This window comes from Microcystis wesenbergii NRERC-220, assembly GCF_032027425.1.
Taxonomy (GTDB): domain Bacteria; phylum Cyanobacteriota; class Cyanobacteriia; order Cyanobacteriales; family Microcystaceae; genus Microcystis; species Microcystis wesenbergii_A.
In genome coordinates this window covers 3,750,974-3,765,633 of the sequence record NZ_JAVSJA010000001.1, presented here as the reverse complement: position 1 = coordinate 3,765,633, position 14,660 = coordinate 3,750,974, and the positions used below count along the sequence as shown (strand labels likewise).

Annotated in this window: 14 protein-coding genes; 8 read left to right on the top strand and 6 right to left on the bottom strand. The window is 42.0% G+C overall.

Annotation, left to right across the window (positions count from 1 at the left end):
- Positions 1-165 precede the first annotated feature (165 nt).
- Together RAM70_RS18275 and RAM70_RS18270 are read left to right on the top strand one after the other, a co-directional pair.
- Positions 166-519 (top strand): hypothetical protein, encoded by a 354-nt coding sequence (locus RAM70_RS18275; RefSeq protein ID WP_045359305.1) that lies wholly within the window; start codon positions 166-168, stop codon positions 517-519.
- On the top strand, positions 488-2,404 hold the full coding sequence (locus RAM70_RS18270) for a hypothetical protein (RefSeq protein WP_287998232.1): 1,917 nt from the start codon (positions 488-490) through the stop codon (positions 2,402-2,404). Before RAM70_RS18275 ends, RAM70_RS18270 begins: the two co-directional genes overlap by 32 nt.
- A 135-nt stretch (positions 2,405-2,539) precedes the next feature.
- On the opposite strand, the gene ftsH is transcribed toward RAM70_RS18270, so the two are convergent.
- Positions 2,540-4,504, bottom strand: a complete 1,965-nt coding sequence (ftsH, locus tag RAM70_RS18265) for an ATP-dependent zinc metalloprotease FtsH (protein ID WP_287998237.1) — start codon at positions 4,502-4,504, stop codon at positions 2,540-2,542.
- Between the two features lie 132 nt (positions 4,505-4,636).
- On the opposite strand from ftsH, the gene ccsB reads away from it, so the two are divergent.
- From ccsB to RAM70_RS18240, 5 genes are all read left to right on the top strand, one after another.
- Positions 4,637-5,623, top strand: coding sequence for a c-type cytochrome biogenesis protein CcsB (ccsB, locus tag RAM70_RS18260; RefSeq protein ID WP_045359308.1), 987 nt, complete (start codon positions 4,637-4,639; stop codon positions 5,621-5,623).
- Positions 5,624-5,800: 177 nt separating this feature from the next.
- Positions 5,801-6,694 (top strand): aspartoacylase, encoded by an 894-nt coding sequence (locus tag RAM70_RS18255; protein ID WP_045359310.1) that lies wholly within the window; start codon positions 5,801-5,803, stop codon positions 6,692-6,694.
- 56 nt (positions 6,695-6,750) lie between these two features.
- Positions 6,751-8,073 carry a serine/threonine protein kinase gene (locus tag RAM70_RS18250; RefSeq protein ID WP_045359312.1) on the top strand — a complete coding sequence of 441 codons (1,323 nt, stop codon included), beginning with the start codon at positions 6,751-6,753 and terminating at the stop codon, positions 8,071-8,073.
- Positions 8,074-8,358: 285 nt separating this feature from the next.
- The gene (locus RAM70_RS18245) at positions 8,359-9,603 is read left to right on the top strand and encodes an ATP-binding protein (protein WP_080754292.1); all 1,245 of its coding nucleotides are present in this window, start codon (positions 8,359-8,361) and stop codon (positions 9,601-9,603) included.
- A gap of 140 nt (positions 9,604-9,743) precedes the next feature.
- Positions 9,744-10,328 carry a Uma2 family endonuclease gene (locus tag RAM70_RS18240; protein WP_190380914.1) on the top strand — a complete coding sequence of 195 codons (585 nt, stop codon included), beginning with the start codon at positions 9,744-9,746 and terminating at the stop codon, positions 10,326-10,328.
- 13 nt (positions 10,329-10,341) lie between these two features.
- Here RAM70_RS18240 and RAM70_RS18235 read toward each other — a convergent pair whose 3' ends face one another.
- Both RAM70_RS18235 and ntcA read right to left on the bottom strand, forming a co-directional pair.
- Positions 10,342-11,829: a DUF3084 domain-containing protein gene (locus RAM70_RS18235; protein ID WP_287998246.1), complete on the bottom strand. Its 1,488-nt coding sequence runs from the start codon at positions 11,827-11,829 to the stop codon at positions 10,342-10,344.
- 7 nt (positions 11,830-11,836) lie between these two features.
- Entirely contained in the window at positions 11,837-12,514 is a 678-nt protein-coding gene (ntcA, locus tag RAM70_RS18230; RefSeq protein ID WP_002793163.1) for a global nitrogen regulator NtcA, read from the bottom strand.
- 214 nt (positions 12,515-12,728) lie between these two features.
- Here ntcA and fabI point away from each other — a divergent pair, with 214 nt between their 5' ends.
- Positions 12,729-13,505: an enoyl-ACP reductase FabI gene (fabI, locus tag RAM70_RS18225; RefSeq protein WP_002797558.1), complete on the top strand. Its 777-nt coding sequence runs from the start codon at positions 12,729-12,731 to the stop codon at positions 13,503-13,505.
- Between the two features lie 164 nt (positions 13,506-13,669).
- Here fabI and RAM70_RS18220 read toward each other — a convergent pair whose 3' ends face one another.
- From RAM70_RS18220 to RAM70_RS23105, 3 genes are all read right to left on the bottom strand, one after another.
- A complete protein-coding gene (locus RAM70_RS18220) occupies positions 13,670-13,948 on the bottom strand; it encodes a UPF0175 family protein (protein WP_002797556.1) in 279 nt (92 codons plus the stop codon).
- A 70-nt stretch (positions 13,949-14,018) separates the two neighbouring features.
- The gene (locus RAM70_RS18215; protein WP_002780589.1) at positions 14,019-14,144 is read right to left on the bottom strand and encodes a hypothetical protein; all 126 of its coding nucleotides are present in this window, start codon (positions 14,142-14,144) and stop codon (positions 14,019-14,021) included.
- 216 nt (positions 14,145-14,360) lie between these two features.
- Positions 14,361-14,648: a tetratricopeptide repeat protein gene (locus tag RAM70_RS23105; protein ID WP_312674987.1), complete on the bottom strand. Its 288-nt coding sequence runs from the start codon at positions 14,646-14,648 to the stop codon at positions 14,361-14,363.
- Between the last annotated feature and the right edge of the window lie 12 nt (positions 14,649-14,660).

The window sequence follows — 14,660 nt, the reverse complement described above, 5'->3', positions numbered from 1 at the left end:
AAAGCTATAATTCAAGAGTCAACTATCAATAGGTAAGTACCTAAGCAAAATTAATTACACATATCTAACCACCTCTTGCCTCTTGCATGAGTGCCTTTTGCCTATCTTCCCTAGGAAATTTATTTTACACGACTACTTACATTTCATTGACTGAATTTTTTAACTATGGCGATTATTGTCCAACATTTGACCACAGGTAACGAATATATATTCCTAGGAGTTAGTGGGGGTGAAAGTAAGAATATTTTACCCACCAAAATGTTAGGAGATTTCTTCGCAACCGAGACTCCAGATAAATCTCGATCGCTGACGGTTTGTGATGATCAAGGCCGGATACTTTGGTTTCCCGTCACGGAAATGATTGTGGTGGAGGTAGATGGTCAAAAACCCGAAGAATTATTACCAGAAATTATCGCTCCTGAACCGGTTCCTTTACAATTAGATAAAGAGAATCAACCTCAGTCCCCAGAAAATCAAGGAAACATCGATGAATTTGCCGAAGATGACGATTGGATCTAGAATTAAATATCTAATTTTAGCGGGAATAATTGCCCTATTTACTATTGGCTTTAATTCCCTCTATTCTGTTTCTCAAAACTCGATCGCTTCCTTCCCCGTTGCCGAAGTTAAAACCCAATATCTTAACGATTGGACACCGGAATTAGAGGCAGAATTTCAACAAAGGGCAAAGCAAGTTATTAACCATTTTGCTAATCGGGAAAATTATGGCAATTTGTGGGGAGAAAACGAGAAAAGATCCTATCATCTGGCCATGTTTGATTTCTTGGCAGGAAACCGGCAAAAAGCCCTAGATTTCCTGCAGCAGGATGACCCACAAACACGAGAACAGGCCCACACTGATTATATAGATTATTATTTTTCTTTTACCCTAAAAGGACAAATTAGAAAGTATTTTCTTCTCGGAAAGTATCTCGATCCAGTTTATCGTCAGAGAATGTATAATGCGGCGAAAATTTGGACAGAAACCGACCCTTTACAACGGCCCCACCCTATCCACGGTACTGGCCAAGGAACGGGTAATGATTGGAGTATAACAAGACGGGGTTTATGGGTAGATGGTCGCAATACTGATAACCTGCGAGCGATGCGCGAAACATCGGTTTATCTGATGGCGGAAGAAACAGGAAATGAAGCAACTCGTCAAATTTATAAAAGTAAAATCAAGCGTTACGTTTCAGCTTTATATAACATCGGTATGGGAGAATGGGATTCAGAAGTTTATCACGGTCATACCTTTGCTCCCTATCTCAATCTCTACGATTTTGCTCAAGATACGGAAGTTAAACAATGGGCAAAAATGGCCTTAGATTGGTTATCCATGGCCGCTAGTGTTAAATATTATCGCGGTGGTTGGGGTGGCCCTGTAAAACGCGATTATGGTGGTAGTAATGAGGTAATGCGATCGGGTGCAGCCCGTACTTTTTGGTTATACTTTGGTGATACCCCTGTCCCCAATAATCGCCCGGAATTGGACTCTCTTTATCTAATTACCAGTCGTTACCGTCCTCCTTTGGCAGTGATGGAATTAGCCCGAAAAAACTTTAATAAACCGGTAGAAATTCTCGCCAGTAAACCCCTGTATGAAAACTGGAAACCGGGCAATAATCAAAGTCCGGGTTATTGGGAAACTCAATTTATCGGCCCTAGTTATCAAATGGGTAGTCTGGCGGGAACTTTCCCCGATGGCGATGTGGCCCCGTTTAAATTAATGGCCTTTAATCAACATAAAGGTGTGGATTTTTTTGTGGCTAACACTGGCAAAAATGGCGTAAAACCGGGCAAAAATCCCGGGGATGAAATCGGACAATATCGTAATCTTTTAATCTGGTTACGACCAGCAGATCAAGCTTTTTTCTGGCAATTACCGAAAACGGCCAAGGTAGAAAAAGATGATAATATCTGGTTTATTCAATTAGAAAAAACTTGGTTAGCCCTGAGATTAATTAATCTTTCTTCTCCTGAAATTATCGAGATTCCTAATTCCCCTTATCCTGATGATAATACCTACCAAGCTTTACCCACAGGTAACAATTATGCGGGTTTTGCCCTGGAAGTGGGGGAAGCGGCAACCCAGGGCAGTTATGAGAATTTCAAGAGCATATTTAAGCAAAAAAGTCAAGTAAATTTAACTCAAATTAACCAAGGCAGCGTCTTATTTAAAGGCAGTCAAGGGCAGAGTTTACAATTGACCTATAATCAAATCAATCTACTGCCGATGTTAGCTCGTAACGGTCAAAAGCACGATTGGTCAAAAAATTTCGCCCTTTATAACAGTTTAAGTCGAGATAACTCTCCCGTTTCTTTGTCATGGAAAAAGGGCAAATTAACCGTCAAAGCAGGTAAATATCAATTTTCTAATGCTTTGATCCTGTCTTCTCCTTAAGTTAAGTACCTAAGCAAAATTAATTATACATATCTAACCACCTCTTGCCTCTTGCCTCTTGCCTTTTGCCTATCTTCACTAGGAAATTAATTTTGCACGACTACTTAGATATTCTGGACTGTTTATGAAGATTGATCAGACCATTTGCGCTTGATTTAAGAATTCTTGCAATTCTTCTCCTTCGATTACTTCCGTGGTCAAAAGATTAGCGGTAATCGACTCTAATAAATTGCGGTTGTGACTGAGAATTGCTAGAGCTTTTTGGTAACTAGCGTCGATAATTTGTTTAACTTCTTCATCGATCGCTTTGGCCGTATTTTCCCCGATCGAACGGCGGGGACTACCCTGATTATTACCTAAAAAATTAGCCTGTCCTGTTTTATCGTAGGCTAGGGGTCCCAGGGATTTACTCATACCATAAATTGTCACCATTCTTTCCGCAATATCCGTCGCCCTTTGTAAATCATCGGAAGCGCCATTAGTGACACTGCCAAAGATTAATTCTTCGGCTGCCCGACCGCCCAATAACATAGTAATTTGTTCTTTAAATTCGGTTTCTGTCATCAAAAAACGGTCTTCCGTGGGAATTTTCAGGGTATAACCCAAAGCGGATAAACCCCGGGGAACGATGGAAATTTTCTCCACCCGACCACCTCCCGGCATGACAGCGCCGACTAAAGCATGGCCGACCTCGTGATAAGCGACGATTTTCTTTTCTTTTTCGGATAAAACCCGACTTTTCTTTTCTAAACCAGCGATAACTCTTTCTATCGCCTCTTTAAAATCAATTTGACTGACTTTTTCCCGATTATTACGGGCAGCCAAGAGAGCCGCCTCATTGACGAGATTGGCTAAATCGGCACCGGCAAAACCGGGGGTTTGGGTGGCGATCGCTTTGAGGTTAACATCTTCACCCATCTGGACTCGTTGGGCGTATATTTGCAAAATTGCCAATCTTCCCGCTAAATCGGGACGATCCACCAAAACTTGACGATCAAAGCGTCCCGGACGCAATAAAGCGGCATCAAGAGTCTCTGGGCGATTGGTGGCGGCTAAAACGATGACGACGGCTTCTTTGGGGCTAAAACCGTCCATTTCTGTCAAAAGTTGGTTCAAAGTCTGCTCGCGCTCATCATTACTGCCGCTAGTTCCCGATCCCGAACTTCTCGATTTACCGATCGCGTCCAATTCATCAATAAAAATGATGCTAGGGGCATTTTTCTTCGCTTGGGCAAATAGATCCCGCACCCGGGCTGCCCCGGTCCCGACAAATAATTCCACGAATTCCGAGGCCGAAATGCTAAAAAAAGTCACTCCCGCTTCTCCCGCGACCGCTTTTGCTAAGAGGGTTTTTCCTGTCCCCGGCGGTCCGACTAAGAGAACACCTTTAGGAATACGCGCCCCAATTTTATTAAAGCGCTCGGCATCCTTGAGAAATTCGACGATTTCCTTTAACTCGGTTTTTGCTTCCTCGGCCCCGGCCACATCACTGAAGGTAATCGGATATTTTTCGCCGTCTCCATAAACTTTAGCGAGATTTTTGTTAAAAAGCAGCGATTTACGCGTGTCATCGTTGCGATAGAACAGAAACTGCATGGCGGCGACTAAAATTAAGGGAGGAACCACCCAAGCGAGGAGAGTGGTGATCCAACTGTTTTCGGCCACGGGAATCGCCTCGAAGATTACGCCTTTTTGCTGTAATAGTTGGGGTAATTGGGGGTTATAAACTGGAATCGTGGCCAAGACTCGTTCGGAGACTAGATTACTGCTCGGTTTGCCCACCAGAGAACTAGAATCACCGTGAAAGGGATTACTTGATTCTGGGGGATTAAGGGGGGGATTACCCGGAATAGGCAGGGATTCTAAAGGATTTTTTAATTGATAAAAGATGACTTGATTGCCAATTCTGACCCTACTGATGTCGCCCCGTTCCACTCTACTGATAAATTCGCTGTAGGGTTCGAGGGGAATATTGGATAATTCTGAGGGACGAGGGATAAGAAAATAGCCTAAAGCGGCAACACCAGAACAAATGATCAGGATTTTGCCTAACCGCGGCAACCGCGACCAGGAAAATTTATTATCTTCTTGATTAGTCATAATTTTTAGGGTGGGTGAGAGTGAAAATACAAAGTTCATACTAACAATTCCCTGTCTCGATCGCCTTACCGATGGGATAGGATAGAGGATGGAATACTTGGTAGCGAGCGAGCGACAAACGAGAGAAATCCCATGAATTTAGTTAGCTTAGAGAACTTTCTCGATAACACTTCTTTTTTAGTCCTGTTTTTAACCATGCTGGTTTATTGGGCCGGGGCAGCCTTTCCTAGCATACCTTTGTTGCCCGGCCTGGGCAGCACGGGAGTGGCCATCGCTAACCTCTGTATCGCCGCTTTATTGGGGGCGCGCTGGTTAGAAGCGGGTTATTTCCCCATCAGCAATCTTTACGAATCTTTATTCTTTCTCGCTTGGGGTGTAACTGCCGTTCATTTAATTGCTGAGTACACTAGCCGCAGTCGCCTGGTGGGGGTGGTGACGACTCCTGTAGCCATGGGGATTACTGCTTTTGCCACTTTGTCCTTACCCGGAGAAATGCAAACTTCGGCGCCCTTGGTTCCAGCTTTAAAATCGAATTGGTTGATGATGCACGTTAGCGTCATGATGTTAAGTTATGCTGCTTTGATGGTGGGTTCCCTGATGGCGATCGCTTTTCTGATCGTCACTAGAGGTCAAAATATCGAGTTAAAAGGCAGTTCCGTGGGTACGGGAGCCTATCGTCTGCAAAATAAGTTATCTACCACTCTTTCCGCCCCAATTTTCCTGGAAACGGCTAACGGTGGCACAACCGCCCTTTTAACTCCCACCTTAACAGCGATGGCGACTCTTTCACCCCAACGTCTCAGCTTGGCAGAAACCCTCGATAATATCAGTTATCGCGTCATTGGTCTCGGTTTTCCCCTTCTCACTATCGGCATCATCGCCGGGGCGGTTTGGGCGAATGAAGCTTGGGGTTCCTATTGGAGTTGGGATCCGAAAGAAACTTGGGCGCTAATCACTTGGTTAGTGTTTGCCGCTTATCTCCATGCCCGCATTACCCGGGGATGGCAGGGAAGAAAACCAGCTATTCTAGCAGCGAGTGGTTTTGTTGTGGTTTGGGTATGTTATTTAGGGGTGAATCTTTTAGGTAAAGGTCTTCATTCCTACGGCTGGTTTTTCTAAATCAGTTATAGGGGTGGGGTGTGGGGTGTAGGGTGTAGGGTGTGGGGTGTGGGGACTTTTCTCAGTGAACTGATAACTGATAAGTGATAACTGATAACTGATAACTGTCTCCTAACCCCACCAACAAACTTTTTTAGCAAACCATAAATAATTACAACTTCTCAAAACTTATAAAAAATGATCGAGCAGAAAACTACTATTAAAAATCTGGCTTTAATTGCCGGTGTGCATGGCAATGAACTAACTCCCGCTTATTTGGTTAAATACCTGCAAAACTCACCTAATCTCCTGGCCCGCAACAGTTTTCAATCCCACACTCTCATCGCTAATCCCTTAGCCCTAAAGCAACGGGTTAGATATATCGATACGGATTTAAATCGTTGTTTTAACCAAAAAGATTTAGTTAATCCCGATTGTCAGCAATACGAACAAAAACGAGCAAAAAAAATAGTCAAAGAAATCCGAGAAAAATCCATCGATTTATTAATAGATATTCACAGCACCACATCTAACATGATGCTGGCGATTATTTATTCTAACCCCCATCCTTGGCTATTAAAACTATTTACCTATCTGACTAAAATTAATCCTGATGTGCGCTTAATTTATCATCCCGTCAGCGAGGAAGAAAATCATTTTCTAAAAGGAATTTGTCCCCTAGCTTTTACCCTAGAAATCGGTCCAATTAACCATGGTGTTATCTGTCCCTATCTTTTTCGTCAAACCGAAACACTCATCTATCAAATCCTAGACTATATCGAACAGGAAAATTATCTGGCTGCCCGTCTCGATACTTTCGGCGAATCCCTAACAGTTTACCAACGTTTAGGCTCGATCGATTATCCTAGGGATGAACAGGGTGAAATTAAAGCCATGTTACATCCTCAGATTCTCCAACGAGATTATCAGGCAATTCAACCCAATCAACCGATTTTTCTAGGATTTGATGGTCAGGAAATTATCTATCGTGGTGAATCTGAATTATATCCTATCTTTGTCGGAGAATCTTCCTATAAAGAAAAAGGAATCGCCCTTTGTTGGACAGCAAAAAAACAAATCGATATTAATTAGTACCTCCACAGCAGTTTTCCTGACAAAAAACCGGTCTAAATAAGGGAAAAGCCACTATGACCTTTACTTCTAATTCTCTTTTAGCTGAACGTTACCAACTGCAACAACGCCTAGGAAATACCGCTATCGGTCGTCAAACTTGGTTAGCTACCGATGTATTATCCCAAGAATCGGTAATTATTAAACTCCTCGCTTTTAGTCCCCAGATGGAGTGGGAAGAATTAAAATTATTTGAACGGGAGGCAGCCGTCTTAGCTTCTCTCCATCATCCCCGTATTCCCCGCTATCGCGATTATTTTTCCCTCGATAAAAATCAAGGTGACGGGATTCCTTGGTTTGTGCTTGTACAAGATTATATACCGGGAGAATCCTTAAGCGATCGCTTAGAAAGGGGGCAACGTTTCACCCCTACGGTAATTCGGACTATTGCCCAAGAACTTCTCGAAATTCTCATCTATTTGCACGAATTATCGCCCCCAGTATTACATCGAGATATTAAACCTAGTAATTTAATTATTAACTCGGAAAATAACGTTTATTTAGTAGATTTTGGGGCAGTCCAGTCCCGGGGTGCAGCAACAGGAGTTACTTTTACCGTGGTGGGAACGAGTGGTTATGCACCCCTAGAACAATTTTGGGGCCGGGCGGTTCCCAGTTCTGATTTATATGCCTTGGGCATGACTTTAATTCATTTATTGACGGGAATTGTGCCGATAGAATTGCCCCACCGCGACTCTAAAATTCAATTTCGCCAACTGGTGACAATTGATGATGATTTAATCGATTGGTTAGAAACTATGACCGATATGGCGGTAGAAAAGCGGTTTAAAAGTGCCAGAGAAGCCCTGAAATTTCTCCAACATCCCTACTATCGCCAAGCCTCAAGTTTAATCGATCCTAAGAAATTACCAAAACCTCCCCACAGTTCCATCCGTATCGCTAAACACCGGGATAATTTAGAGATTAATTTACCCCCAAAAATTAAGCTACCTTCCGATGCAGCTACTCTCTGGTCTTTGGCGATTGCCCTTACTGTCAGTATCTTTATCTCCCCGATTCTTACCTTTATTATAGCTCTAATTGGTTTTATTTGTTTGCGTGAGATGCAATTAATTCTTACCACTCAAGAAGTTTTAATTAAATATAAAGTTTTAAATTTTATCTACCAAAAATTTGCCTTCAGAACTCAAGATTTATGGGGTATTTTTCTCCATAGCAATGGCACAGAAGGTAACTATCAGATTCGTCTGCGGACGGCTAAAAATTATTATCTTATCGGTCAGAATCTCCGCGAGGATGAATGTCTCTGGTTAGGACAGGAAATCCAAGATTGGTTAAATTTCATCAAATATAGCGTTTCTCCTCAAGATGAAGTGTAACCTGACAGGGCATCATCGACCATCCCCCCAAAACGAAAACCTCACACCTCACCATGAAGATAACTGCTATAGGTTATCAATTTCATCGAGAATCAATTCAAGAAATCCTAGGAATTAGTCGGTAGGCATTTTTCCCTTTTAACCTTAATCTTGCAGAGATTCCCCTATCTTGGTAGAATAATAACTGATTGGCATTACCTCGGCTACAAGGCGGCAATTATTAAATCGGATTAGGAATTGCCAAAAGGCGGCCATGAAATGTTAGTTATTAGTGGAGAAGAAAAAATGATCTCTGAAATTTACAAAAAAGTCAGCTTGTTGGTTTTGTATCAAGGGGTTTTTGATAATGCTATTGGCCAGGCATTTATTACCCTATTAGCTACGGATAATGTTGCCGATTTTCTCAAAGCTTATGGTCAATGGTTTCAAGCTTTAGCATCTAAAAATATCAGTTGGAATGATTTTCTAGTCGAACAAATTCTCTTAGATGATAATCCCTTTAGTCAACAGGTACAGAAAAAAAGTGTTTGGAAGTTACCCGAATCTTTAATTAATGGCGTTAAACAGGATTTATCTATCCTCCAATCTCTTTATAACTCTAGCATTTATAGCTTAAGCAGTTCGACAATTTTTGAACAAATTAAATTTCTAATTTTCCCTGCTTGGGAAGTGGACAATAAATTAGAAAGTTTCCTGCATTCCAGTTCAGATTGGACGGAATTAGTCGAAGATTTAGCAGATTATTATCGCGAATGTGGTACAGGAATTTTTGCCCGTTATCAAGCTTTAAGGTGGCAAGAAGGCAGATTACAAGGAATTACTCATCCCGATCCCGTGCAGATTCAAGACATAGTCGGTTATGAAATGGCTAAGAAAACCTTGATTAAAAACACTGAGTTTTTATTGGCAGGTTATCCTGCTTTAAATGTCTTACTCTATGGCAGCCGTGGTTCGGGAAAATCCTCTCTAGTCAAGGGATTGCTGCCAAAATACCATAGTCAAGGATTGCGCTTAATTGAAGTGGCAAAATCGCAATTAAAAGACCTACCATTAATTATTGAAATCTTGCGAGATTTGCCTCAAAAATTTATTATCTTTGTCGATGATTTATCCTTTGAAGAAGACGATGAAGCTTTTAAAGCTTTAAAGGTTATTTTAGAGGGCAGTCTCACCGCTAGACCGAAAAATGTCGTAGTTTATGCCACTTCTAATCGCCGACATTTAGTCAGAGAATTTTTTGCGGATCGACCACAACCAAAAGATGGGGATGAAGTGCATAATTGGGACACAGTACAAGAAAAATTATCCTTTAGCGATCGCTTTGGTTTAACCCTCACTTTTGAACCAGCTAATCAAGAAAAATATTTGGAAATAGTGCGTCATTTAGCCAGTTTAGCTAAATTAAAAATTAGCTTAGAAGACTTAGAATTTCGTGCCAAACAATGGGCAACCCAACATAATGGGCGCTCGGGAAGAACTGCTAGACAATTTATTGATTTTCTGCAAGGAGAATTAGGATTAAATAGGTAGCATTAAGTAAGTGTTTCTAATTAAATAGAAGATAGATTTTGCCTTTGATACCCCCTTATTAAGGGGGGTGTCTGACAATTTTTAACACCTACCTACTTAATTATGTTATGATCAAATAAAATAAGCTCTAATCTAGAAAAATGTTGACTCAATCTCCTCCCGAAATTCTCAGCTTAGAAGAATATCGCAACCTAGAAACTAGCGCGGAAACTAAACACGAATATCACGACGGGGAAATTATCGAGATGACAGGGGGAAGCATCAATCATAATAGTATTCTCATTAATCTTATTGTCCTGCTAAAATTAGCTTTAAGAGGAACTAATTATCGTCTTCAATCTAGCGATCTACGTCTATGGATACCCCAATATAATCGCGGTTTATACCCAGATTTAATGATCATTGCCGGGGAACCATTATTCAGTGATAATCGCAATGATGAAATTTTAAATCCCTGCCTAATTATCGAAGTTTTATCTCCTTCCACCTCTGGTTATGATCGGGGTGATAAATTTCGTTATTATCGTTCTATACCCCAATTAAACCAATATCTTCTCGTCAGTCAAGGGGAGATACTAATAGAATCCTATAGCAAAACATCAGAGAATAATTGGTTACTGCAAGAATACACCCCAGCCAGGGGAATTATATCCCTAGATTCTTTAGGAATTAGCTTAAATATTGCCGATATTTACGAAGGAATTGATTTTAATCTCAACTCCTAACTTTGGCTATCTTTTAAGAGGACGTACTAAAAACAATTTTACCATCTTTTACCGCCACTAAACGCAAAGTTAAGGGGCCGGCAGTATTAGTTTTACTAGCAGCAATTGCCTCAAGTGTCTCGATAGAATTACCCGACTTTTTGACTTGACCAATAAAGTTAACTACCGTAGTTAATAACCCATCTTCCACCTGAATTGACCCTAAAACTCCCGCACTTCTGGCGCGAAATTGAGCCGAAGCTAAGAGTAAATCTAAGCGCTTTTGTAGGTCTTCTTCTGTCATATTTTCGGGATCGATGGAAACGGCAGCGATTACCTGTTTCTCCTCAAAAACTCTTTGATTGGGAACCACATCAGCAAAGACACGAATCTCGGTTTCTCCTAAGACATAATTACCTGCTGAAAGGATTCTCACCACATATTCTTTACCGTCCTGTAATTGTTGACTTAACTGTTCTACCTGTGCTTTTGTGATCTTAACTAAACGTTGGTCAAAATTAGGCTGATTCGGTTGGGTGGCGCGGATAGCATTTATATTCGCTTCTCGCAATAATTTATCGATAACGGTGACAATAGCTTGGGGATCAACAATACGAAAAGCACCAAAAGATAACACCTGTCCCCGGAAAATAGCGATTTGTTTTTCCCGCAATTCTTGATAGGTTTGATAGTATTGTTCTAAAACTTCCACTTCCCGCTTAAGAAAAGCCATTTGGGTTTCTAAATCTTTTAATTTTCCCTCGCGCTGTTCCAAAGCTAAATTTTTATCGACGATCGAGCGATCGAGTTCTCCAATGCGTTGATCCCGGCGATCAATTTCTAGCTGTAGGGTTTTTTGCTGGGTTTCCAACTGTTGAAGTCGCGCTTGTCTGGCCGTTAATAACTTTTGTTGATTAGCCAACTCTTTATCTCTAACTTGAACGGTGGTTTGTAGTTGATTGATCTGACTAGAAAGAATTGATTTTTGTTGGGACAATTGATCTCGTTGACTGATTAACTGTGCCTTTTGATTAGTTAAAATAACTCGTTCATTGTTTAAATTAGCCACTTCCTTCCGAAACTTTTCCAACTGTCCCGAAACTAATCGCAAACGTTGACGAGAAGCTTGATAATTTTTGTTAAGAACCTCTAGACGTTTCTGCACGGCTATCTGTTCACTTTTAGCCGTTTTTAAAGCCTTTTCCACCTGATTTTTTTGTTCGGTGGTTTTTCTTACCTGACTTTCCAAATCCTTAATAGCGGCACGACGTTCATTTAAAAGACGATCCAGTTCAAAAACCCCTTGACGCAGGGATTTACTAGAAGCAAACAAGACAATTAAAGTGGAGCCGGCGATCAAAATTCCCGTTACAATCGTCATTAAAGTTGCGGTTTGTTTCGGACGCAGATTAAATAAACGCATCCTTTTCTTACCGATACGGCTCCCTATGCGATCGCCAACCGCCGCTATCAGACCACCTAAAACCACGATGGCCAAAACCAAAATATAAGCGCTAGTCATCCAGAATTTAAGTAAATTGTTGACTGAGAGCGACGGGATTATGGACGGTAATTTTCTTCTTGTAAATTGAGACCATTTCTTGATCCCGCAGCTCTCCCAATAAACGGGTGACAGTGACGCGGGTAGAACCGATCGCTTCTGCGATCGCTTGGTGAGACAATTTTAGATCCACCCGGATGCCATCGGTGGTGGGAACCCCAAAATCACGACAGAGAATCAATAAAAAACTGACCAAACGGGAACCCATATCCCGGTGAGCCAAGGTTTCGATCATCATTTCCGTTTGCAGAATCCGCGAGGACAACCCCTGCAACATCAACATTGATAAATCGGGATTATTGCGGAGGGATCTTTCTACCTGATCGATCGGGGCCGAGAGTAATTCTACCGGAGTAAAAGCCACGGCATGATAAAAACGATCCGATCGCTGGCCGGTGAGTAAGGATAGCACACCAAAGACGCTATTTTCCCGCAGTAGAGCCACGGTAATTTCTTCTCCCGCTTCATAGACTCGCGACAACTTAACGGCTCCTTTCAGCAAAAAATAGACTCTTTCGGCGGGATCTCCAGGGAAAAAGATCGTTTTGCCACGCTCGAACAATTCCACCACCGGGGGGAAATTGCCGCTGCCGATTCGACGGAACACATCTGCTAGGGGTTTGTCTTGTATTAGGGATAAGTCCATCTCACATCCAAAAAAGGGGAAAATTGTTTTTATTATGCAACGAGTGTCACCTCTATTAAACATAACCGCTCCCTAAACTGGGAAAAGTTTTGGGCGCTTTTTGCCAGACAATGGGGGAGGGGTGATCATTGCTGCCCCTTTATCTGTATCCCTATTATACCGAATCTCGCTGGGGTCGGCTATTGGGGAGATTTTTGTAAGAGAAACGAGAACTATGTTAGATTTAACGGGAAAAAACGCCCTAGTGACGGGGATTGCCAATAATCGCTCGATCGCTTGGGGAATTGCCCAACAACTCCATCAAGCTGGTGCAAATATCGGTGTCACCTATCTCCCCGACGAAAAAGGCCGTTTTGAGAAAAAAGTGCGAGAATTGGCCGATGAACTTAATCCCGCTTTTTATGTCCCCTGCGATGTCCAAAATGACCAACAGGTAGAAGATACTTTCGCTACAGTGGCGGAAAAATGGGGCAAACTGGATATTTTGATTCACTGTCTCGCTTTTGCCGATAAAGAGGGTTTAACGGGCGATTTTACCGCCATCCCTCGGGAAGCTTTCACTAAATCCCTAGATATTAGCACTTTTTCCCTAACCCGTCTAGCGCGATCAGCTAAACCTTTGATGACGGCAGGGGGAAGTATTATCACTCTTACCTATCTCGGCGGTGTCAAGGTAATTCCTAACTATAATTTAATGGGGGTGGCAAAAGCCGGTTTAGAAATGAGTGTTCGCTATTTAGCCGCGGAATTAGGTGGCCAAAAGATCCGAGTTAATGGTATTTCCGCCGGTCCAATTCGCACCTTGGCATCTTCGGCCGTGGGGGGAATTCTTGATATGATCCATCATGTGGAAGAAATCGCTCCTTTACATCGCACGGTGACACAAATTGAAGTGGGAAATACGGCCGCTTTTTTAGCCAGTGATCTTGCTAGTGGTATTACCGGTCAGATTATTTATGTAGATTCCGGTTACGAAATTATGGGAATGTAGTTTTAAGTAGGTAGGTGTTAAAAACCATCAGCGCCCCCCTTATTAAGGGTAGTAGGGTTGATTCATGAATCAACCCTACTATGAATCAACCCTACTATGAATCAACCCTAGGATCAAGGGGGTATCAAAGGCGAAATCTATCTTCAATTTAATTGAAACGACTATCATAAAAGACTATGATCGTGTTTGTTGCGAAGTTGCTGAAGAGTCTTGCGATCGCTCTCTAGATCGACTTCATTGTAATGTAAATCGGCATCATGGTTTTTCAAAAAAGCATCCACCACCCAACGAGAAGATAGACCTAAAATACTTCCGACCTCGGCACTGGTGATTTTTTCCGCTCGGTAGGCCTGCACCACCAAAGCCTCTAAAATTTCACGGGTAAGATTATTGTAGTTGTAATGTTGAAGCAATTCATCGGGAATATCGATAGTAATTTTCATGATTTAGCTTCCTTTTTTTTGGGTTTACCGATAATTTTTATAGAACTTAGGTTGAGTTGAAGCATGAAACCTAACACCTTAGTAATCGTCCAATTTCTTTGAGCGATCGCTGTAGATATTCTGGCAAGGGTTCAGTCTGCTGTGCGAGGGCAATTAGCAGCGCTTCAAGATCGATAATTGTTTTGGGAATTTCCATAAGTTAGTCCTGTCCAGTCAGGGTATAGGCTGCCCAATGGTAAGGATCGCTGTATTCTGTTAGTTGATCTAGCCCTATTTTACCCAGAGAACAAATCGCCCACCCTCGGTCAGACTAAGCTTGATGGTCATCGGATTTAATGGCTACCGCTTGGTAGTAAGAGGCGATCGCTTCTGCAAATCTGCCTAAATTACCTAACGCAAACCCTCGGTCAGACTAAGCTTGATGCAAATCGGGTTTAATTTCTAAAGCTCGAACGCAGGAGGCGATCGCTTCTCCAAATCTGCCTAAATTATATAACGCAATCCCTCGGTTGTTCCAAGCATCAGGGTCATCGGGTTTAATTTCTAAAGCTCGATCAAAGGATGCGATCGCTTGTTCAAATCTGCCTAAATTACCTAACGCAACCCCTCGGTTGTTCCAAGCTTCATGGTCATCGGGTTTAATTTCTAAAGCTCGATCGTAGGATGCGATCGCTTCTGCAAATCTGCCTAAATTACCCAACGCAAACCCTCG

Coding starts and splice junctions, on each gene's coding strand:
- ftsH (WP_287998237.1), bottom strand. CDS start 4,504: ATGACTAATCAAGAAGATAATAAATTTTCCTGGTCGCGGTTGCCGCGG.
- RAM70_RS18275 (WP_045359305.1), top strand. CDS start 166: ATGGCGATTATTGTCCAACATTTGACCACAGGTAACGAATATATATTC.
- RAM70_RS18250 (WP_045359312.1), top strand. CDS start 6,751: ATGACCTTTACTTCTAATTCTCTTTTAGCTGAACGTTACCAACTGCAA.
- ccsB (WP_045359308.1), top strand. CDS start 4,637: ATGAATTTAGTTAGCTTAGAGAACTTTCTCGATAACACTTCTTTTTTA.
- RAM70_RS18235 (WP_287998246.1), bottom strand. CDS start 11,829: ATGACTAGCGCTTATATTTTGGTTTTGGCCATCGTGGTTTTAGGTGGT.
- RAM70_RS18255 (WP_045359310.1), top strand. CDS start 5,801: ATGATCGAGCAGAAAACTACTATTAAAAATCTGGCTTTAATTGCCGGT.
- RAM70_RS18270 (WP_287998232.1), top strand. CDS start 488: ATGAATTTGCCGAAGATGACGATTGGATCTAGAATTAAATATCTAATT.
- RAM70_RS18220 (WP_002797556.1), bottom strand. CDS start 13,948: ATGAAAATTACTATCGATATTCCCGATGAATTGCTTCAACATTACAAC.
- RAM70_RS18245 (WP_080754292.1), top strand. CDS start 8,359: ATGATCTCTGAAATTTACAAAAAAGTCAGCTTGTTGGTTTTGTATCAA.
- ntcA (WP_002793163.1), bottom strand. CDS start 12,514: ATGGACTTATCCCTAATACAAGACAAACCCCTAGCAGATGTGTTCCGT.
- RAM70_RS18240 (WP_190380914.1), top strand. CDS start 9,744: ATGTTGACTCAATCTCCTCCCGAAATTCTCAGCTTAGAAGAATATCGC.
- RAM70_RS18215 (WP_002780589.1), bottom strand. CDS start 14,144: ATGGAAATTCCCAAAACAATTATCGATCTTGAAGCGCTGCTAATTGCC.
- fabI (WP_002797558.1), top strand. CDS start 12,729: ATGTTAGATTTAACGGGAAAAAACGCCCTAGTGACGGGGATTGCCAAT.